This window comes from Yoonia vestfoldensis SKA53 (assembly GCF_000152785.1).
Classification (GTDB): Bacteria; Pseudomonadota; Alphaproteobacteria; order Rhodobacterales; family Rhodobacteraceae; genus Yoonia; species Yoonia vestfoldensis_A.
Genome location: NZ_CH672414.1, coordinates 3,027,659 through 3,048,982, shown reverse-complemented (window position 1 = coordinate 3,048,982; position 21,324 = coordinate 3,027,659). Strand labels below are relative to the sequence as shown.

17 protein-coding genes are annotated in these 21,324 nt (G+C 62.4%); 9 read left to right on the top strand and 8 right to left on the bottom strand.

Annotated elements, in window-relative coordinates; translation table 11 throughout:
• Positions 1-5: 5 nt before the first annotated feature.
• Entirely contained in the window at positions 6-497 is a 492-nt protein-coding gene (locus SKA53_RS14880) for an Lrp/AsnC family transcriptional regulator (protein WP_007207009.1), read from the bottom strand.
• 104 nt (positions 498-601) lie between these two features.
• On the opposite strand from SKA53_RS14880, the gene putA reads away from it, so the two are divergent.
• The gene (gene putA, locus SKA53_RS14875) at positions 602-4,075 is read left to right on the top strand and encodes a bifunctional proline dehydrogenase/L-glutamate gamma-semialdehyde dehydrogenase PutA (RefSeq protein ID WP_040483346.1); all 3,474 of its coding nucleotides are present in this window, start codon (positions 602-604) and stop codon (positions 4,073-4,075) included.
• Positions 4,076-4,109: 34 nt separating this feature from the next.
• A complete protein-coding gene (locus SKA53_RS14870; RefSeq protein ID WP_040483345.1) occupies positions 4,110-4,844 on the top strand; it encodes a rhomboid family intramembrane serine protease in 735 nt (244 codons plus the stop codon).
• Positions 4,845-4,972: 128 nt separating this feature from the next.
• On the opposite strand, the gene SKA53_RS14865 is transcribed toward SKA53_RS14870, so the two are convergent.
• Both SKA53_RS14865 and SKA53_RS14860 read right to left on the bottom strand, forming a co-directional pair.
• Positions 4,973-5,761 (bottom strand): inositol monophosphatase family protein, encoded by a 789-nt coding sequence (locus tag SKA53_RS14865; RefSeq protein WP_007207006.1) that lies wholly within the window; start codon positions 5,759-5,761, stop codon positions 4,973-4,975.
• A gap of 65 nt (positions 5,762-5,826) precedes the next feature.
• The gene (locus tag SKA53_RS14860) at positions 5,827-6,732 is read right to left on the bottom strand and encodes a LysR family transcriptional regulator (RefSeq protein ID WP_040483344.1); all 906 of its coding nucleotides are present in this window, start codon (positions 6,730-6,732) and stop codon (positions 5,827-5,829) included.
• A gap of 91 nt (positions 6,733-6,823) precedes the next feature.
• Here SKA53_RS14860 and metF point away from each other — a divergent pair, with 91 nt between their 5' ends.
• Positions 6,824-7,690, top strand: a complete 867-nt coding sequence (gene metF, locus SKA53_RS14855) for a methylenetetrahydrofolate reductase [NAD(P)H] (RefSeq protein WP_007207004.1) — start codon at positions 6,824-6,826, stop codon at positions 7,688-7,690.
• 37 nt (positions 7,691-7,727) lie between these two features.
• Positions 7,728-8,213, top strand: a complete 486-nt coding sequence (locus SKA53_RS14850) for a PaaI family thioesterase (protein ID WP_007207003.1) — start codon at positions 7,728-7,730, stop codon at positions 8,211-8,213.
• On the opposite strand, the gene SKA53_RS14845 is transcribed toward SKA53_RS14850, so the two are convergent.
• Entirely contained in the window at positions 8,175-9,242 is a 1,068-nt protein-coding gene (locus SKA53_RS14845) for a DUF2235 domain-containing protein (protein ID WP_007207002.1), read from the bottom strand. The genes SKA53_RS14850 and SKA53_RS14845 overlap by 39 nt on opposite strands.
• Complete coding sequence (locus tag SKA53_RS14840) at positions 9,229-11,529, bottom strand: xanthine dehydrogenase family protein molybdopterin-binding subunit (protein ID WP_007207001.1); 2,301 nt, start codon at positions 11,527-11,529, stop codon at positions 9,229-9,231. Before SKA53_RS14840 ends, SKA53_RS14845 begins: the two co-directional genes overlap by 14 nt.
• A gap of 125 nt (positions 11,530-11,654) precedes the next feature.
• Between SKA53_RS14840 and SKA53_RS14835 the strand changes: the two genes are divergently transcribed.
• Together SKA53_RS14835 and SKA53_RS14830 are read left to right on the top strand one after the other, a co-directional pair.
• Positions 11,655-14,594: a valine--tRNA ligase gene (locus SKA53_RS14835; RefSeq protein ID WP_007207000.1), complete on the top strand. Its 2,940-nt coding sequence runs from the start codon at positions 11,655-11,657 to the stop codon at positions 14,592-14,594.
• A gap of 82 nt (positions 14,595-14,676) precedes the next feature.
• On the top strand, positions 14,677-15,786 hold the full coding sequence (locus SKA53_RS14830; protein WP_007206999.1) for a pyridoxal phosphate-dependent aminotransferase: 1,110 nt from the start codon (positions 14,677-14,679) through the stop codon (positions 15,784-15,786).
• Positions 15,787-15,847: 61 nt separating this feature from the next.
• On the opposite strand, the gene SKA53_RS14825 is transcribed toward SKA53_RS14830, so the two are convergent.
• The gene (locus tag SKA53_RS14825; RefSeq protein ID WP_040483021.1) at positions 15,848-17,023 is read right to left on the bottom strand and encodes a pyridoxal-phosphate-dependent aminotransferase family protein; all 1,176 of its coding nucleotides are present in this window, start codon (positions 17,021-17,023) and stop codon (positions 15,848-15,850) included.
• A gap of 170 nt (positions 17,024-17,193) precedes the next feature.
• Between SKA53_RS14825 and SKA53_RS14820 the strand changes: the two genes are divergently transcribed.
• Entirely contained in the window at positions 17,194-17,925 is a 732-nt protein-coding gene (locus tag SKA53_RS14820) for a YgfZ/GcvT domain-containing protein (RefSeq protein WP_007206997.1), read from the top strand.
• Positions 17,926-17,996: 71 nt separating this feature from the next.
• Here the strand turns inward: SKA53_RS14820 and efp are convergent, their stop codons facing one another.
• Entirely contained in the window at positions 17,997-18,560 is a 564-nt protein-coding gene (efp, locus tag SKA53_RS14815) for an elongation factor P (protein WP_007206996.1), read from the bottom strand.
• A 220-nt stretch (positions 18,561-18,780) separates the two neighbouring features.
• On the opposite strand from efp, the gene SKA53_RS14810 reads away from it, so the two are divergent.
• On the top strand, positions 18,781-19,104 hold the full coding sequence (locus SKA53_RS14810; protein ID WP_007206995.1) for a DUF6280 family protein: 324 nt from the start codon (positions 18,781-18,783) through the stop codon (positions 19,102-19,104).
• A 108-nt stretch (positions 19,105-19,212) separates the two neighbouring features.
• Complete coding sequence (locus tag SKA53_RS14805; RefSeq protein ID WP_007206993.1) at positions 19,213-20,697, top strand: cobyric acid synthase; 1,485 nt, start codon at positions 19,213-19,215, stop codon at positions 20,695-20,697.
• On the opposite strand, the gene SKA53_RS14800 is transcribed toward SKA53_RS14805, so the two are convergent.
• Positions 20,663-21,286 carry a hypothetical protein gene (locus SKA53_RS14800; RefSeq protein WP_007206992.1) on the bottom strand — a complete coding sequence of 208 codons (624 nt, stop codon included), beginning with the start codon at positions 21,284-21,286 and terminating at the stop codon, positions 20,663-20,665. The two genes, SKA53_RS14805 and SKA53_RS14800, sit on opposite strands and share 35 nt — an antisense overlap.
• Positions 21,287-21,324 lie beyond the last annotated feature (38 nt).

Sequence of the window (21,324 nt, the reverse complement as noted above, 5' to 3'; positions counted from 1 at the left end):
TTGGGTCAGATATCCGGGCCGGGAGCGACAGGGGATACACCCTCTTCCTTGACCGTCTGCATGGCCACGTAAGTCGATGTATTGGACACATGTGGCAACGTCGAAATCTTCTCGGCCAGAACGATGCGATAGCCGGTCATCCCTGCAGTGCGTACCTTGAGAAGGTAATCGAACGCCCCCGCGATCAGGTGGCATTGTTCAACCTCGGGAATGCGCAGCACGGCGGCATTGAAGGCAGCAAGCGCCTTTTCACGCGTATCAGACAGCCGGACTTCGACAAAGGCGACATGATCGCGGTCCAACCGAATCGGATCATAGAGCGCGCGATACCCTCGGATCACGCCGGTTTCCTCCAGCCTGCGCAACCGCGCCTGCGTGGGCGATTTCGACAACCCGATCCGGCGCGCAAGATCAGTGATGCTGATCCGCCCTTCCACGGCAAGGACGTCCAGGATCTTTCGGTCGAATTTGTCCAGTTCGCTATTCTTTTCGATCACACTTTACCCATTTTTTCATTACTCTGTCCCGTATCTTTTGCATTAGCAGGCCAATCGCCTTTTCACAATCAGCTATGATGGGACATCTGGTTAAGGATTCCACCATGCCCCGTGATACTGCCCTGACTTTGCGTGATGCCATCGATGCCGCGATCTACAGCGACGAAACCGCAGCCGTGGCAAGCTTGGTGAAAACCGCCGCCTTGTCCAACACCGACCGCGCCCGGATCTGCGACCGCGCGGCGACGCTTGTCACCCAGATCCGCACCAGCGCCGATCCGGGGTTGATGGAGGTATTCTTGGCCGAATACGGCCTGTCCACTGACGAGGGCATCGCGCTGATGTGCCTGGCCGAGGCGCTGTTGCGCGTGCCAGACGCCGACACGATGGACGATCTGATCGAGGACAAGATCGCGCCATCCGATTGGGGCAAACATCTGGGGCATTCGGCCTCGTCGCTGGTGAACGCCTCGACATGGGCGCTGATGCTGACAGGCCGCGTGCTGGATGATGAAAAACCGGGGATCACACGGCACCTGCGATCTGCGGTGAAACGGCTGGGCGAACCGGTGATCCGCACCGCTGTCGGCCGCGCGATGCGCGAAATGGGGCGGCAATTCGTGCTGGGCGAAACGATCCAGAAGGCAATGAAACGGGCCGGCGGCATGCAGGCCAAGGGGTTCACCTATAGCTATGACATGCTGGGCGAGGCGGCCCGCACCGAGGCCGACGCCAAATACTACCACCTTGCCTATTCCCGCGCGATATCAGCCATTGCCGATCATTGCGTGCATGGCTCGGTCGCGGAAAACCCCGGCATTTCGATCAAACTCTCGGCGCTGCATCCGCGCTACGAGGTGGCGCAACAGGCGCGGGTGATGGAAGAACTGGTGCCGCGGGTGCGCGCGCTGGCGCTCTTGGCGAAATCCGCAGGCATGGGGTTTAACATCGACGCGGAAGAGGCCGACAGGCTGGCCCTGTCGCTCGACGTGATCGGCGCCGTGCTGGCCGATCCCGCACTGGCGAAATGGGACGGGTTCGGGGTGGTCGTGCAGGCCTACGGACAACGCGCGCCCTTGATGATCGACCAGCTTTACCAAATGGCGCATGATCTGGACCGCAAGATCATGGTCCGGCTTGTCAAAGGCGCCTATTGGGACGCGGAAATCAAACGCGCGCAGGTGCAGGGGATCGACGGATTCCCCGTCTTTACCGCCAAACAGCATACCGACATCAGCTATATCGCCACTGCACGCAAACTTCTGGGCCTGACCGACAGGATCTATCCGCAATTCGCCACACATAACGCACATACTGTGGCCGCCGTGCTGGACATGGCCGCCCAGATGGGGCGCGACAAGAACCAGTTTGAATTCCAGCGCCTGCACGGCATGGGCGAAACATTGCATAGTATAGTGCTGAACGCCGAACAGACCCGGTGCCGGATCTACGCCCCCGTCGGCGCGCACGAAGATTTGCTGGCCTATCTCGTCCGTCGTCTGCTGGAAAACGGGGCCAATTCCAGTTTCGTCAACCAGATCGTGGACGATACCGTTCCCGCCAGCGTTGTCGCCGCCTGCCCTTTTGACGCGGCAGGCCTGCGACCCGACCTGCCCACCGGGCCCGAACTTTTCGCGCCCGCGCGGATCAATTCCAAAGGCTGGGACCTGACGCATCAACCCACGCTCGACACCATCGACAAGGCCCGCGCGCCCTTGCAGAACGCCAGTTTTACCGCAGGCCCCCTCACATCGTTGGAGCCGAAATATCCCCGCCGGAGGCAAGAAAGTTCTTTCCCCGTCATCAACCCCGCACAGCCCGACGACATCGTGGGGCAAGTGACACCCGCCACCCCCGACGACGTGGCCGATGCGCTGGCCGGTGCCGCGATCTGGACCGCCGATTACACCACCCGCGCGGCAGTGCTGCGCAAGGCCGCCGATGCGCTGGAAAAAGACGCCGACACGCTTTTCGCGCTGCTGGCGCGCGAGGCGGGCAAGACCCTGCCCGATGCCGTGGCCGAACTGCGCGAGGCGGTGGATTTCCTGCGCTATTACGCCACCCAAGCCACCGCTGATATGCAGGCACGCGGCCTCTGGACCTGCATCAGCCCGTGGAACTTTCCGCTGGCAATCTTTCTGGGGCAGGTCTCGGCCGCCTTGGCCGCAGGCAATGCAGTCATCGCCAAACCTGCCGAACAGACGCCGCTCCTGGCTTTCCGCGCGGTGCAGATCCTGCATGATGCAGGCGTGCCTGTCGCTGCGCTGCAATTGCTGCCCGGTGGCGGCGATGTGGGCGCAGCCCTGACCGCCGACGCGCGCATCAATGGCGTGGCCTTCACCGGCTCGACCGCAACAGCGCTGAAAATCCGCGCCAGCATGGCCACCCATTGCGCCCCCGGCACGCCGCTGATCGCCGAAACCGGCGGGCTGAACGCGATGATCGTGGACAGCACCGCGCTCCCCGAACATGCGGTACGCGATATCGTCAACGGCGCCTTCCGCTCTGCCGGTCAGCGGTGTTCGGCGCTGCGCTGCCTTTATGTGCAAAGCGATATCGCGGACAAGCTGATGACCATGCTCAAAGGAGCCATGGACGAACTGACCGTCGGCGACCCGTGGCATCTGTCCACCGATCTGGGGCCAGTCATCGACGCCGCCGCGCATGAAACCATCGCCGAGCATATCGCGCAGGCCCGCAGTGACGGGCGCATCCTGCACCAGATCAGCGCCCCCGCGACAGGCCATTTCATCGCCCCCACCGTAATCCGCGTGCAAGGCATCGCCCAGATGACGCGCGAAATCTTCGGCCCCGTCCTGCATGTGGCGACCTTTGAGGCGCGCGACCTTGACCGCGTGATCGACGACATCAACGCCATGGGATACGGGCTGACCTTCGGGCTGCACACGCGGATCGACGACCGCGTGCAGACCGTGGTCGAACGGATCGAGGCAGGCAACATCTATGTCAACCGCGACCAGATCGGCGCAGTCGTGGGCAGCCAGCCTTTCGGCGGTGAAGGCCTCTCCGGCACCGGGCCAAAGGCAGGCGGGCCGCATTACCTGCCCCGTTTTGTTGCACCAGAACCGGCACAGACCAGTGGCAAATGGGACACCACCGCCGATCTTGCCGCCTTGCAAAAGCAGCTGGCCGGCGCCCCGATGCCCGCCAGCCCCGCGCCCACCGACCTGCCCGGCCCGACCGGCGAATCCAACCGTCATGGGCTGCACCCGCGCGGCGCGATCCTGTGCATGGGTCCGGGGCCAGAGGCGGCGGCGGCTCAGATCGCGGCCATCGCCGCCTTGGGCGGGGTCGGGATCAGCGCAGGGGGCGATCTGCCAGCCGCGGCGCTGACAACGCTCGCCCCCTTGGCGGCCGTCATCTGGTGGGGCGATACCGCCACAGCCCGCGCGCTGGAAACCGCGCTCTCGGCGCGCGATGGCAAGATCATCGCCCTGATCACGGGCCAGCCAGACCGCGCGCATGCCTGCCACGAACGGCATGTCTGTATCGACACGACCGCAGCAGGCGGTAATGCCGCATTGCTGGCAGAGGTGGGCGGCCCCGCCCGGACTTGACCGCAGGCGCAAAGGCAGAAATGGTCGCGGCATGATGCTGCCCATCCGCGACCACAACCCGTCCGAGGCCACACCTTATGTCACGCTGACCCTGATCGGGGTCAATGTGCTGGTCTATGTCTGGGGGCTTGCCACGCTACAGACCGATCTGCAGATCAACCGGTTCTATTTCAACTATGCACTGATCCCGGTGCTGTTGTCCGAAGGGCAGAATGCCGCGGCGCTTGTCACGTCGATCTTTCTGCATGGGGGCTTCATGCATCTGGCCGGCAACATGCTGTTTCTCTGGATTTTCGGCGATAATCTGGAAGATGAAATGGGCCACCTGCCCTTTCTCGCCTTCTATCTTGCCTGCGGCATAGGCGCGAGCCTTGCGCAATTTCTAGGCGATCCCACTTCACAAGTGCCGATGGTGGGTGCCTCTGGTGCCATCGCTGGCGTGATGGGCGGCTATCTGCTGCTATTCCCCAAGGCGCGCGTGGATATCTTTATCTTCTTGATCATCTTTTTCCGGCTCCTGCCGATCCCCGCGTGGATCTTGCTGGGCCTGTGGTTCGGGTTGCAGATCCTTGGCGGGCTATCGGTCGATACATCCGCAGGCGGTGTAGCCTATTGGGCGCATGCCGGTGGCTTCGTGATGGGGCTTGCCTTGACGGTGCCGGTCTGGATCAGGCGCGGCGCGCGTGGATATTGGCAGCGCACCGAAGGCCGCCCGCCCCATCCCGAAGCGCGCTATCGCCGCAGCAGCGTGCCAATTGTGCGCCGCTGACATCTTCTTATTTCTATAAATACTCATCTTCTATCCCGGATGAAATCCGGGATTGGGGGCTTTGCCCCCGCGCCCCGGACCACGTCCGGGGCTCCCCCAGGATATTTGGGCTCGGACGATGAGGCGGCTCACGCCTTGCGGATCACCTTGGCGAAGGTCTCGAAAATCGCCTCGTTTGCACAGATAACCTGACCGCTACCGATGATATCGGCCTCGGCTTGCAGAGGTTCCACAATCCCGCCCGCTTCGCGCACGATCACCAGACCGGCGGCCATGTCCCAGGATTTCAGCCCGCGTTCCCAGAACCCGTCATACCGCCCCGCCGCCACATAGGCGAGATCGAGGGCGGCCGCCCCGAACCGGCGCACACCCGCACAGGCGGGCAACAGGCGCGCAAGATCCTGCAAGGTTTCAGGCAGATCGGCGCGGCCCGCGAACGGCAGGCCGGTGGCAAAGATGCTTTCAATCAGCTTATGGCGGCCAGACACGCGCAAGCGGCTTTCGTTCAGCCAGGCACCGCCGCCTTTTTCAGCATAGAACATCTCGTCCTTCACCGGATCATAGATCACGCCAGCAACGATCTGACCCTTGTGTTCCAGTGCGATGCTGACCGCCCAATGCGGCAGGCCGTGCAGGAAATTCGTGGTACCGTCCAGCGGATCGACGATCCAGCGGCGGGTCGGGTCTTCGCCTTCGATCTCGCGGCCTTCCTCGCCCAGAAAGCCGTACGACGGGCGCGCATGCAGCAAATCCTCACGGATCATCTGTTCGGCGGCGCGGTCGGCGCGGGTAACGAAATCGCCCGGCCCTTTGGTGCTGACCTGCAATTGTTCGACCTCGCCAAAGTCCTTGAGCAAGGCGCGCCCCGCCTTGCGGGCGGTTTTCATCATCACGTTGAGATTTGCGCTGCCAGCCATCTGTCTTGCCTTTGGTTCGGGATCAAGGGCTGCCTATAGGCGGCAATGCGCATGAGGGCAAGGCATCAGCCGCGTTGCAGCTTAACCGCTTCCTGCCGCGCCAGCCGGATCAGATGCGCCATATAGGGGCGACTGGTGTCATCGCTGCGGGTCGCGGCATAAAGCCTGCGGGTGATGCCCGCGCGCGTCAGCGGACGGGTGATGTAATCGGAATGATACCGCACCTGCCGCACCACCCAATCAGGCAGCACCGCGACACCGCGATTGGACGCCACCAGCAGCAGGATGACAGCCGTCAATTCCACCTGCCGCACCGCCGCCGGTTCCACCTTGGCCGGTGTCAGCAGCTGCGAAAAGATATCAAGCCGCGCGCGGTCCACCGGATAGGTGATCAGCGTCTGGCCGCGAAAATCCTCGGCCTCGATCACGTCCTTGGCAGCCAGAGGATGCTGGGCTGCGGCCACAAACACCGGTTCATAATCAAACAGCGGGGTGAAATCGGTCTCGGGCAAATCCTCGGGGTCGGAGGAGACGACAAGATCGACATCCTCGCGCCGCAGCGCAGGCAAAGCGTCAAAGGCCAGACCGGGGCGGATATCGACATCGACCTCGGGCCAGGCCTTGCGGAATTGTTCCAGCACCGGAAACAGCCATTCAAAACAGGCATGACATTCGATCGCGATATGCAGCCGTCCGGCCTTGCCTGATACCAGACCCGAAAATTCCGCCTCCAAGGCAGCGACCTGCGGCAAGATCGCCTCGGCCGCGGCCAGCATCTTCATCCCCGCCGACGACAGGCGCAGCGGCTTGGACCGGCGCACGAATAATTCCACGCCCGCCTGATCCTCGATCCCCTTGATCTGATGCGACAGGGCCGATTGTGTCATGTTCAACTGATCCGCAGCACGCGCCAGCCCGCCGGTGTCATGGATCGCCTTGATCGTGCGCAGATGGCGGAATTCGATGTGCATGTGAATGTTCTTCATGAAGTTAGTGAAGGTTATGAATTTGTCTCAACTTCATAAACGTGACAAAACGACAAGGCAAGCAAGAGGTATTGTCATGTCCACGCCCACCGTTTCCTTTGAATTCTTCCCGCCAAAATCGCTCGAAGGGTCGTTCCGGCTGTGGGATTGCGTCAATACGCTGGCCCCGCTGGACCCGACTTTCGTGTCGGTGACCTATGGCGCGGGTGGGACGACACGCCAGTTGACGCATGAGGCGGTCAGCACCATCCACCGCACCAGCGGGCTGAATGTGGCAGCACATCTGACCTGCGTTGATGCCACCCGCGCCGAAACGCTGGACATCGCACAGAATTATGCCGCCGCCGGTGTGCGCGAGATTGTGGCCCTGCGCGGCGATGCGCCCAAAGGGCAGGCGACATTCACCCCCCATGCGGACGGTTTCGCAAGCTCTGTCGAGTTGATCGAAGCCTTGGCTGAGACCGGCCAGTTCACCATCCGCGTCGGGGCCTATCCTGAAAAGCACCCCGAAGCTGTCGATCAGGCCGCCGATATCGCCTTTCTCAAGCGCAAGATCGATGCCGGTGCGACATCCGCGATCACCCAGTTCTTTTTCGAGGCCGACACCTTTTTCCGGTTCCGCGATGCCTGCGCCAAGGCGGGAATCACCGCGCCGATCATTCCGGGCATTCTGCCGATTGAAAACTGGTCCGGCGCGCAGCGGTTTGCGGACCAATGCGGCACCCATATCCCGCAGGTGATCCGCGATGCATTCACCAATGCCACCCGCGACGGCACGACCGACCTGCTCGCCACGGCGCTGGCGACAGAGCTGTGCGACGATCTGGTGCGCGGTGGTGTGGATCATCTGCATTTCTACACGCTGAACCGGCCAGAGCTGACGCGCGACGTGTGCCATGCGCTGGGCATCACGCCCAAAGCACGGTTGCAAAACGTCGCCTGACAGGCGAGCCTGCGCCCGAAAACACAAAGGCGCGCCGATGTTCATTGCGAAAACCCCAGCCGATCTGCTTGATCTGGACACTATCCTGTCCATGTCGGGCCTTGATTTCATGCTATCCATGCAGCGCGGCGAGATCAGCCGCCCCCCGATTTCGGGCCTGATGAATTACCACCTGCACGAAGTCGCGGCAGGTCGTGTCACTTTTCGCGGCACGCCTGCATTCGAGCATGCCAACCCGATGGGCGGCGTGCATGGCGGCTGGTATGGCACCTTACTGGACAGTTGCATGGCCTGTGCTGTGATGACGCTGGTGCCCAAGGGATCGGTTTATACCACGCTCGAATACAAGGTGAACCTGACCCGCGCGATCCCGATAGGCGTGGAAATCCTTGCCACCGGCATCAGCGATCACGCAGGCCGCAGCACGGGTGTCGCGCATGGGGAAATCAGGGGTGCCGCCGATGGCAAGCTTTATGCAACCGGATCAACCACTTGCCTGATCATGCGCCCGTCGCAAGAATGACCGCCGCTGCACCCGCTGCGCGATGCTGTCGTGCAGCCGTTCGGACGGGTCACGCCCGATCACCCGCCTGCGCCGCGCGATGAACAGCCGCGCCCAGCCGCGCCAATTGCCGATAGACGGCGCATTCACATCCTGCGCAAACCTGTCGCGCCAGCCTGCGGGCAAAGGCACGGCGCAAGCCTCGAGCCGGTCAAGCATCCAGACCAGCGGGATATTGGCCAGCGGGCGTGCTGGCGGATAGGCACGCACCTGCCCGCCGACATCGGCGTGATTGCCCTTGAACCAGACCTGTTCGACATGCCCCTGCCATCCGGGCGGGCAGGACCACAGGACAGGCGTATATGCCTTGCGCCGTTCATCGCGGGCCAGCGCGTGAAAGCCGTGCCGCACATGCGGGGCCAGTTCGGCAGAATGGAAATTGTGCTGTTCCTGCCCCCAGCGCCAGACGAGCGGAAACCGCAAGCCCAGCGCCTTGACGGTGTCCCAGACGGCAACAGCCTCGATCTCGACTACAGGATGGCAATGCAGGCGGCGGAAGGCGGCCGCATATTGGCTGCGCCCCCCGGTGCGGTAATGCCGGTAGGCCTGCGTCACGTTGCGTTCGGTGGCCGCATCCGCGCGCACCAGCCCGACCATGCCGATCACCCCCGCCAATGACCGCACGGCAAAAGCACCGCGTGAATAGCCGATCAGCACGATCCGGTCACCGGGCCGATAGCGTGACGCAATCACGCCATAGGCGCGCCTGATCGTGCGGTTGATCCCGCGTCCGGTGATCACATCCAGCGTCGTCGCCCAGTCACGCCATTGAATCCCCGCCTCGTAATAGACGGTCATATTCGCGCCCTTACTGCCCTCGCGCAGCAGTTTGAAGGTCAGGCCCGCGTTGGTTTCCGCCCCCGGGTCCAGCGACGACATCGTGCCATCCATGATGATAACATGGATCGCCGGACCCCGCTGGCGGATTGCGGCCTCTTCGGTGCGCGGTTTGCGCCCGAAAAGACCGAAAACCCAATCACGCAGCCGCATCGGCACCCTGTGCTGCGCTGATCGCCTGCCAGACGCGATGCGGGGTAAAAGGCATGTCGATCTGCGTCACGCCGACATCCTGCAAGGCATCCATCACCGCGTTGCTGATCGCGGCCAAGGCCCCGACCGTCCCCGCCTCGCCACAGCCTTTCATGCCCATCGGATTGTAAAGCGATGGCGTGCATTCGGTGGCAAAGCCGATCATCGGCAAATCGTCCGCGCGCGGCATGGCATAATCCATGAAGCTGGCCGACAAAAGCTGCCCATCCGCGTCGAACACCGCGCGTTCGGTCAGGGCCTGCCCAATCCCTTGGGCGACACCACCATGGACCTGCCCCTCGGCCAGCATCGGGTTGATCAGATTGCCGAAATCGTCAACCACGGTATAGCGATCAACACTGACGACACCCGTGGCGGGGTCAATCTCGACCTCGGCCACATGCGCGCCATTGGGGAAACTGCGATTGTCGAGCGTGATCGTCGCAGAATGGCGCAAAAGATCGTGGCGCCCTGCCGCGCGGGCCAGATCGGCCACCTCCAGCATGGTGGGGGTCAGGTTGGACCCGTTGATGCGGAAGCGTTCATCGTCAAAGCGGATCGCAGCGGCATCCACCCCCTCTTGTTCGGCAAGAAACGCGCTAAAGGCGTCGCGGATCACATCCACCGCCGCCAAGGTCGCGGTGTTCTGCACAGTCACCGACCGCGACCCGCCCGTACCGCCGCCCGTGGGGATGCGGTCACTGTCGCCTTGCACCACGGTGATACGATCGGCGGGGATACCGGTCTGATCTGCCAGAAACTGCGCATAGACGGTTTCATGCCCCTGCCCGTTGGATTGCGTGCCGACATAGATCAGCGCGCCACCCGGCGTGAATTCAACGGCGGTGGTTTCATCGGGATCGCCAAGGATGCTTTCGATGTAATAGCACAGGCCCTGCCCGCGCAATTTGCCCTGCGCGGCCGATGCGGCCTTGCGCGCCGCAAAACCGCCGCGGTCAGCGTTGCGCCCGGCGGTGTTCAAAACCTGCATGAAATCCCCCACGTCATAGGTCATACCCGTGACGGTGGTATAGGGAAATTGTTCAGGTTTGATGAAGTTGCGCGCCCGCAATTCCCAAGGATCAACACCCAATTGGCGCGCCGCGGCGTCCATGCTGCGTTCCAGCACGAAAATCGCCTCTGGCCGGCCTGCGCCGCGATAGGCATCGACGGGGGTGGTGTTGGTATAAATACCGCGCGTGCGCATATGGGCGGTCTGAACATCATAGGTGCCCATCAGCACTTTGGCGAACAATTCTGTCTGGATCGCTTGGGCGAATTGCGAATTATAAGCGCCCATATTGGCGATCGTATCAAGCTGATACGCCGTGATCCGATGGTGAGCATCAAAGGCAAGTGTCGCGGTCGTCGTCAGATCGCGGCCCGCGTTATCGGTCAGCATCGCCTCGGTGCGCTCCGACATCCAGCGCACGGGGCGGCCCAGCACGCGCGCGGCATGGGCCACGCAAAAGGGTTCAGGATAGCGCATGCCTTTCATCCCGAAACCGCCACCGACATCGGGGGTGGTCACGCGCACATCCGCGTCATTCAGGCCGAAATGATGGATCAGGTCACGTTTGGTGGCCCAGACGCCTTGCCCGTTGACGGCGACATGCAACCGGCCATCCGTGACCTCGGCAAAGCACCCACGCGGTTCCATCGCGTTCACGATCACGCGGTTGTCAAACACCTGCGCCGTGACGACATGGGCGGCAGCGGCGATGGCCGCGCGTGTCGCATCCGCATCGCCCAGCGCCCAGTCAAAGGCAAGGTTGTCAGGCGCTTCGGCGTGGATCGCCACGCCGCCGATTTCCAGTGCCACATGGACAGGCAGATCATCAATTTCCAGTAAAATCGCCTCGGCCGCATCGCGCGCGGCCGGCATCGTTTCAGCGACAATCATCGCCACCGGCTCGCCCACATGGCGCACGTGGCCCTGCGCGAGAATGGGGCGGACGGGGGCCGCCGCGCGCGACCCGTCGCTGTTGCGCAACACCTTGCCCGCCAAACCCATCCGCACCCCCGCCGCCACCAGATCATCCGCGGTGACGACCAAGGCCACCCCCGGCATCGCGCGCGCATCCGCCACATCCAGCGCCGTGACCCTGCCATGTGCCACAGGCGCGCGCAGAAAAAACGCGTGCAGCGCGCCCGCCGGGGCGACGTCATCGACATAGCGCCCTGCGCCCGTCAGAAAGCGCAAATCCTCGACCCGCGTCACCGACTGGCTTTTGCCGAATTTTTCCATGCTGATCCCCTTGAATGGCTTGTCCAGACCCTAGCGGGCGAAACCCCCAAGTCCAGCCCGAACAAACCCTTTCCCTTGGTGTGCGCGCTTGGTATCTGGCGACAAGCCGAAAAAGGACAGCACTGATGCCGATGGAAAAGACTTTCAACGCCGCCGAGGCCGAAGCCCGCCTTTATAAAATGTGGGAAGAGGCCGGCGCCTTCAAAGCCGGGGCCAACGCCAGCCGGGATGAGACGTTCTGCATCATGCTGCCGCCGCCCAATGTGACGGGGCATCTGCATGTCGGCCACGCCTTTAACCATACCTTGATGGATATCCTGACGCGCTGGAAACGGATGCAGGGGTTTGACACGCTGTGGCAGCCGGGGCTGGACCATGCGGGGATCGCTACGCAATTGATGGTGGAAAAGGATCTTGCCGCCACGGGCCAACCCAAACGGGTCGAGATGGGGCGCGAGGCCTTCCTGAAAAAAGTCTGGGACTGGAAAGGCGACAAGGGCGGTGTGATCGAACAACAGGCACGGCGTCTGGGCGACAGCATGGATTGGTCACGCTCTGCCTTTACCATGTCGGGCGCGGATTCAGCGCCCGCCACCGAACCTGCCGGCAATTTCCACGACGCCGTGATCCGCGTTTTCGTGGATATGTACAACAAGGGCCTGATCTATCGCGGCAAGCGTCTGGTCAATTGGGACCCGCACTTTGAGACCGCGATTTCCGACCTCGAGGTCGAGAATATCGAGGTCGACGGCCATATGTGGCATTTCAAATACCCGCTGGCGGGTGGCGAAACCTATGAATATATTGAGAAAGACGAAGACGGCAACGTCACCTTGCGCGAGGTGCGCGATTACATTTCCATCGCCACGACGCGGCCCGAAACCATGCTGGGCGATGGCGCTGTTGCCGTCCACAAGGACGATCCGCGCTATGCGCCCATCGTGGGCAAGCTGTGCGAAATCCCCGTCGGGCCGAAAGAACACCGCCGCCTGATCCCGATCATCACCGACCCCTACCCCGATCCGACCTTCGGGTCAGGTGCGGTGAAAATCACCGGCGCGCATGATTTCAACGATTATGAGGTCGCCAAGCGGGGCAATATCCCGATGTATGCCTTGATGGATACGCGCGGTGCGATGCGCGCTGACGGGCGGCCCTATGCCGAAGAGGCAGCGATTGCGCAAGCCATCGCCAATGGGGATCAGAATTTCGACGAGGCGATGATCGCCGCGATGAACCTTGTACCCGACGCGTATCGCGGGCTGGACCGGTTCGAGGCGCGTGCGCGCGTGGTGGCCGATGTAACGGCCGAAGGTCTGGCCGTCATGGTCCCCGCCCCCGCGCCAACCCCGGCCCCCGAGCCGGGGCCTGAGGCAGCGGCAAACGCCGAGGTCCCGGATCAAGTCCGGGACGCGCCCACCATGATCCCCTTGGTCGAAGCCAAAAAGATCATGCAGCCATTCGGCGACCGCTCGCGCGTGGTGATCGAACCGATGCTGACCGACCAATGGTTCGTGGATACCGCCAAAATTGTTGGCCCCGCGCTGGAGGCCGTGAAACAAGGCCGCACCAAGATCATCCCCGAAAGCGGCGAAAAAGTCTATTACCACTGGCTGGAAAATATCGAGCCGTGGTGCATCTCGCGCCAGCTTTGGTGGGGGCATCAAATCCCGGTGTGGTTTGCCGCCGACGGCAGCCAATATTGCGCCACCACCGAGGCCGAAGCACAGGCGATGGCCGGCCCCGACACCGCGCTCACGCGCGACCCCGACGTGCTGGACACATGGTTCTCCTCAGGCCTGTGGCCTTTCGGCACGCTCGGCTGGCCCGCTGACGACCCCGCGATGAAATACTTTCCCGGTGACGTCCTGATCACCGGACAGGATATCCTGTTCTTCTGGGTCGCGCGCATGATGATGATGTCACAGGCCGTCATGGCCCAGGACCCGTTCCATACGATCTACCTGCACCAGCTTGTCCGCGACGCCAAGGGCGAGAAGATGTCGAAAACCAAGGGCAATGTCATCGACCCGCTGGACATGATCGACCAATATGGTGCCGATGCCTTGCGGTTCTCCAACGCACAGATGGCGGCCATCGGCGGCGTGCTGAAAATCTCCGAAGACCGGATCAAGGGCTACCGGAACTTCGGCACCAAACTCTGGAACGCCTTCAGCTTTGCCGACCATTACACTATCCCCTATCCGGGCGATCCCACACGGCCAGAGGCGACCCTGACGCTGAACAAATGGATCATCGGTGAAACAGGCAAGCTGCGCGAAACCGTGGATGCCGCGCTGCACGCCTACCGGTTCAACGATGCGGCGGATGCGCTTTATGCCTTCACATGGGGCAAGGTCTGCGACTGGTATCTGGAATTCTCCAAACCGATCCTGCAAGGCGAGGATGCCGCCGCAAAGCTGGAAACTGAACAGACCCTGCGCTGGGTGCTGGATCAATGCCTGATCCTGTTGCACCCGATCATGCCCTTCATCACCGAAGAACTCTGGGGCCTGGCCGACACCCGCGCCAAAATGCTTTGCCACGCCGATTGGCCAAGCTACGGCAGCGCACTTGTCGACACCGACGCCGACCGCGAAATGAACTGGGTGATCGGCCTGATCGACAACACCCGTTCGGCGCGCGCGCAGGTCCATGTGCCCGCAGGCGCACAGGTGCCGCTTCTGGTGACGGGGCTTGATGCCAAAGGCCAATCCGCTTGGGATAACAACGCCGCCCTGATCCAGCGGCTGGCACGGATCGACAGCCTGACCCATGTCGACAGCTTTCCCAAAGGCTGCGTCACGATTCCAATGGACGGCGGCACGTTCGGCCTGCCTCTCGCAGGGTTGATCGACGTCGCCGCCGAAATCGCACGGCTTGAAAAGACTTCCCAGAAACTCGCCAAGGAACTGGGCGGCCTGCGCGGACGGCTGAACAACCCAGCCTTCGTGGCCTCCGCGCCCGATGACGTGGTGGAAGAGGCCCGCGCCAACCTCGCCTTGCGCGAAAACGAAGACACCCAGATCAAGGCGGCCATCGCACGACTGCAGGAACTGGGCTAAACACGGCGGGGGCCATCCGCTTGGCCCCCCACTTCTTATTTCCAAAAATACTCCCCGCGCGGAGCGCATAAAAGTTTTCACGATGACCCATCCCCGCCTGACCCCGCTTGCCGCCTCTTTGCCCGCTACGGTCCCCTTCGTCGGACCAGAGGCGCAGGAACGCGCGCGCGGACAGGTTTTTACCGCGCGGCTGGGTGCCAACGAAAGCGCCTTTGGCCCCTCGCCCCGTGCCATCGCCGCGATGCAACAGGCCGCGACCGAGGTCTGGATGTACGGCGACCCCGAAAGCCATGATTTGCGCACAGCCCTTGCCGCCCATCACGGCACAGACATCGACAATATCATGGTGGGCGAAGGGATCGACGGGCTTTTGGGCCTGCTGGTGCGGCTTTACATCAGCGCGGGTGACGGCGCGGTCACATCAGACGGAGCCTATCCAACCTTCAACTACCACGTCACGGGTTTCGGCGGGGTGCTGCACAAGGTGCCTTATGCGGGCAATCACGAAGACCCCGCAGCCCTGATCGCCAAGGCGCATGAAACCGGCGCGAAACTGGTCTATATCGCCAATCCCGACAACCCGATGGGCAGCTGGCACCAGGGCCATGTCATCGCAGACATGGCAGCAAACCTGCCCGCAGATTGCCTGCTGCTGCTGGACGAGGCCTATATCGACCTTGCCCCCCATGGCACCGCCCCCGATATCGCGGCGGATACGCCCAATGTGATCCGCCTGCGCACCTTTTCCAAAGGACATGGCATGGCCGGGGCGCGGGTGGGTTACGCCATCGGGGCAGCAGATGTGATCGCGGGCTTTCAAAAGGTGCGTAACCATTTCGGCATGTGCCGGATGTCGCAGGCCGGCGCGCTGGCCGCCTTGCAAGACAGCGCATGGATCGACCACGTCCGCACAGCCATCGCCACGTCGCGCGCCGCAATCGGGCGCATCGCGGCCGCCCATGGGCTGACCGCCCTGCCATCCGCCACGAATTTCGTCACCATCGACTGCGGGCAGGATGGGGCCTTCGCGCGCGCGGTACTGACAGCATTGGTCGCAGATGGCATTTTCGTCCGGATGCCCTTCGTGACACCGCAAGACCGCTGTATCCGCGTCAGCTGCGGCACCCCCGACCAGATCGCCGCATTCGGCCAGAGCCTGCCGCAGGCGCTGGACCGGGCGAAAGGCGGCTGAAACCGCAACATAGGTGCTTTGGGTAGGCAGGCAACGGCGGTGGCGGGCCTGCTGCGGCGGGTCAGGCGGTGGCAATCACGCTGGACGCAGCCTCTAACGCGCCGCGGCCATGCGGAATATCCAGCGCCTTCAGCCCCGCATCAATCGTGCCCAGCGCGCCCATGATCATATGGGCATTCACATGCCCCATATGCCCGATGCGGAAATAGCCATCCGCAGGCACACGCCCCAGCCCGATCCCCAGCGTCAACCCGCAGCGATGTTCGCACCAATGGCGCAGCTTGTCGCCCAAGGGTGCGCCAATCCCGGCGGATGTCACCGCATGCGACCGATGCGCCGAATCCGCAACATTCATATGCAGCGGGCCATCCGCCGACCAGCAGTCAAACGCAGCCCAGATCGTGCGGGCCAGCGTGGCATGGCGGGCAAAGACATTGTCCAGCCCTTCGGCCAGCATGATGTCAAGCGCCGCACGCAGGCCATACAGATGATGTGTTGGCGCGGTGCCGTTGAAATACTGGTGAAACAGCTCTGGCGCGGCCCGCGGGCGCCAATCCCAATATCGCGTCACGCAATCGCCGCGCGCGGCATCGGCCTTGGCGTTGAACCAGACGAAACTGATCCCCGCAGGCGTCATCAGCCCTTTCTGGCAGCCCGCAACCATGACATCGACGCCCCAGGCATCCATCTCGAACCGGTCACAGCCCAACGACGCGATGCAATCAGCAAACAGCATCGCCGGATGGCGCGCGGCATCAATGGCCGCACGCAAGGCAGCGATGTCATTCTTGACGCTGGTCGATGTATCGACATGTACGGCCAGCACCGCCTTGATCCGATGTGCAGTATCGGCTGCCAGATGCGCGCGCACACGGGCAGGATCGACAGGCGCGTTGACGCCGAAATCCAGCGTTTCGACATGCACACCCATCTGCGCCGCCATCTCGCCCCAGCCGATGCAGAACGGGCCTGTCGCCAGCACCAGCACCGTGTCACCGCGCGACAAGGTATTGGCCAATGCAGCCTCCCAGGCGGCATGGCCGTTGCCGATATAGATCGCGACCTTGGATTTGGTCATGGCGACAGCCTGCAGATCGGGGATCAGGCTGCGCGTCAGATCATGCAATTCTCCCTCATAGATATTGGGCGACGCACGATGCATTGCGCGCAAAACCGCATCGGGCATGACAGAGGGACCGGGGATAGCCAGATAGGCCCGACCATTGGAGAGTGACATGAATACGCTTTCTGAAAGGGTGTCGGGCGGACAGTAGCGCCGTGCTTGGCAGCGTCAACCAGCCCCACCTTGCCCTGTGCCCCCGTTTGCGACTAGACCAAAGGACAAACAATCGCCAAAGCCACCGCCGACCTGAACCGCCAGCAATTTTCGCAACAAGGAAAAAACCAATGTCTGACCGCATGGTCCTGTCGATCTCGGGCGTGGACCGGGTGTCATTCCTGCAAGGGCTGGTGACCAATGATGTGACCCGCGCCGCACAGGGCATCATCTATGCCGCCTTGCTGACGCCGCAAGGCAAGTTCATCGCCGATTTCTTCGTGCTGGGGCAGGATGACCGGCTGTTGGTGGATGTCGCACAAAGCCATGGTGCAACCTTGCTGCAACGCCTGAGCATGTACCGGCTGCGCGCGGCTGTGCAGATCGGGCAGACCGATCTGGTGGTGTCGCGTGGAACAGGTTCCACGCCACCGGGCGCTTTGCCCGACCCGCGGCACGCAGGCATGGGGTGGCGGTTCTATGGCGACAGCGACATCAGTGACCAGACCGATTGGGATGCTTTGCGCGTCGCCCATCTGATCCCCGAAACCGGGATCGAACTGACGCCCGAAACCTATGTGCTGGAAGCCGGGTTCGAGGCGCTGCACGGCGTCGATTTCCGCAAAGGCTGCTATGTCGGACAGGAAATCGTCGCACGGATGAAACACAAGACCGAATTGCGCAAAGGTCTGGCGCGGGTGCGCATCGACGGTGCGGCCCAGCCCGGCGATCCGATCACGGCAGATGGCAAGGATACCGGGGTGTTACACACGATCAGCGGCGATCACGCCATCGCCTATCTGCGGTTCGACCGCGCCACCGGCCCGATGCAGGCCGGCAGCGCAACGATCACATTCGCATAGAAACATCCGGCATCTTCCGAGCCTAAATATCCCTGCCAGAGACCCAAGGCGCGCAGCGCCGCAGGCAAATATCAGGCGCGTTCGACGTATTCGAACAATTCGGTGTTCACGATGATGTCTTCATCGGTTCCCACGAAAGGCGGGATCATCACACGCACACCGTTATCCAGGATCGCAGGCTTGAAACTATTCGCCGCCGTCTGGCCTTTGACGACAGGTTCGGTTTCGGCAACCTTGCAGACCACCTTTTGCGGCAGGGTGACGTTCAACGCCTCTTCGCCATAATATTCGATATGCACAACCATGCCGTCCTGCAGGAACGGGCGCCGGTCACCCAGAATATCGACAGGCAGGGCGATCTGTTCATAGGTTTCGCTGTCCATGAAGGTCAGCATCCCATCGGTTTCAAACAGGAACTGCTGGTCCTTTTGATCCAGACGCACGCGCTCGACCTTGTCGGCAGACCGGAAACGTTCATTCAGCTTGCGCCCGTCGCGCAGGTTTTTCAGCTCGACCTGCGCGAATGCGCCACCCTTGCCGGGCTTGACGTGATCGACTTTCACAGCGCCCCACAAGGAACCTTCGTGTTCCAGCACGTTGCCGGGGCGGATTTCGTTACCGTTGATTTTGGGCATGGGTCACTTCATGACAGAATGGGGGCCAAGTCTTGTATGGCGATCGCTCACGCCTATATAGGCGCAAAGGCATGCGTGCAAGATCAGTCCGACGCCAGACCGCCAAGCGAGAGCCATGCCGCAAACGCATGGCTGTTATGCAAAAACAAGCCCCCCGAATCGGAGCTGAGTGTGCATAAGGGCGAGCACGCGGAACCGCAAGAGCAAAAAAGGAAGCCAAATGAGAGATTTCGTCGACGGAACAGCGTTCAACAACGAACAGGGCAACCGTGCCCGCAAACTCTTTGCTGCCGTCGTTCTCGCTGCGCTTGATGACGCGATCGCTGATGACAAGAAATATGGCAATGGGCCCGAACAGATCGCCCGCTGGGCCCGGTCGCGTGATGGCCGTGAAGTATTGTCCTGTGCCGGCATCGACCCGAATGAACGTGTGGTCAACGGGCTGATGGAATTTGTAGGCAAGGGGATTCGTACCTCGGTCGCCCTGTCGCGCGAAGAAAGCGAACGTCGCAACGCAGCTGAACAGGAATCGCGCGCCGCCTGAATGCCGCGCTATCCCAAGACGCATTGAAAAGCGCGATCCCTCGGGATCGCGTTTTTCGTTTGCGGCGGCCCACCCGATGCGTATCAAGCCTCAACGAAAGGGTGCGCAATGACCAAGGCAATCATGATCCAGGGGGCGGGGTCCAATGTGGGGAAATCCATGTTGGTGGCGGGCATCGCGCGCGCCTGCGTGCGGCGGGGCCTGTCTGTCGCCCCGTTCAAACCGCAGAACATGTCCAACAATGCCGCCGTCACCGCCGATGGCGGCGAGATCGGGCGCGCACAGGCCTTGCAGGCGCTGGCTTGCGGGCTGGCACCGGTGATCGACATGAACCCGGTTCTGCTGAAACCCGAAACCGATATCGGCGCGCAGGTCATCGTGCAGGGGCAACGGGTCGCCACGCTCAAGGCACGCGATTATGGCAAGCACAAAGCAACGCTGCTACCCGCGGTGCTGGACAGTTTCCACCGTCTGGCCCAAGGCCGTGACCTGATCATCGTCGAAGGTGCCGGCAGCCCGGCCGAGGTCAATCTGCGCGCCGGTGACATCGCCAATATGGGTTTTGCCGCTGCGGCGGGTGTGCCTGTCGTGCTGATCGGCGATATCGACCGTGGCGGTGTCATTGCGCAGATGGTCGGTACACATGCGGTGCTGCCGGATGATGACCTGGCCTTTATCAAGGGTTATGCGATCAACAAGTTTCGCGGTGATCCGACCCTGTTTGCCGATGGCATGGACATCATCACCGCCCGCACCGGCTGGACCCCGCTGGGGATCATCCCGTGGTTCGCGGATGCGTGGAAACTCCCCGCCGAGGATGTGATGGATATCAAAAGCCGCAAGGGTGGTGCGATCCGCATCGCCGTGCCACGCCTGAACCGGATTGCCAATTTCGACGATCTGGACCCGTTGTCCGGTACCCCCGGCGTCAGCGTCGAGATTATCGAGGCAGGCCGCCCCCTGCCCGCCGATGCCGATCTGGTGATCCTGCCGGGGTCGAAATCGACCATCGCGGATCTGGCGCATTTCCGCGCCCAAGGCTGGGACATCGACCTTGCCGCGCATATCCGGCGCGGCGGGCATGTGCTGGGCATCTGCGGCGGCTATCAGATGCTGGGGCAGACCATCGCCGACCCTGACGGCATCGAAGGGCCGGCGCGCAGCGTGGCGGGGCTGGGCCATCTGGATGTGGCGACGGTGATGCAACCACACAAACGGCTGGCGCTGTCGCAGGCCGTCTATCTGGCCAGTGGCGATGCGGTCAGCGGCTATGAAATCCACATGGGTGCAACGACCGGCCCCGATTGCGCGCGCGCATGGCTCTCGCTGGACGGGCGCGGCGAAGGGGCGGCGTCACCCAATGGGCGGATCATGGGCTGCTACCTGCACGGCTTGTTCAGCGCCGATGCGTTCCGGTCGGCATTTTTTGCACAGCTAGGCAAGCCGGTTGCGGCCTATGGCTATGATGCACAAGTAGAAAAGACGCTCGATGCGCTGGCGGATCATCTGGAACAGCATCTGGATATCGACACGCTCTTGACGTTGGCCGGACCTGTGATCAGTCCAGATCGTGCGACACAAGCACCCGGTTGATTTCGCGGCGGACCAGTTTGCGCACATTGCGCGTGATCTTTTCGCCCAGCTCGCCTGCCAATTCTTCGCGCAGGATGCGCACCACTGCGGCGCGCAGGGCGGGTTCATCTATCGGCAAACTGGCGTCCTGCGCGGCGATATCAGCGGCGATCCGGGCATCAAGCCCCGATTGTGCGATCGGTGACAGCGCGTCGGCAATCGCAGCCCCCGGGATGGCAGAGGCAGGGTCGTCTTGCGGCACATCAAAAGCGCTGGCAGCCCAAGCGGCCTGATCGAAGGGTTCACCACCATCGGGCTCCCAATCTTCGGCGCGGGCCGTCACGGCAACCTCGAGGTCCGCGACAGTGCCGCCCAGACGCGGCGCGTCCGGCATCACCGCGTTTTCAAGCACCAGCAAATCGGCGGATGCGGTCGGGGCTGTGTGATCGGGTGTCTTGTCCTGCGGTACGTCGATCCGCCACGCAGGCACCAGCATCAGGCGGTCCTGCGGCGGCATCTTGCGCGTCAGATCGGTGTCCTTGTAGGACACCAGATTGCGCACCGACAAAACAAGTTCGTCGATCTCGTTCGACCGTGCCATGTTCGACATCGTTATTCCCCATTTCGCGCGAATTCAGCTAAGCCTAG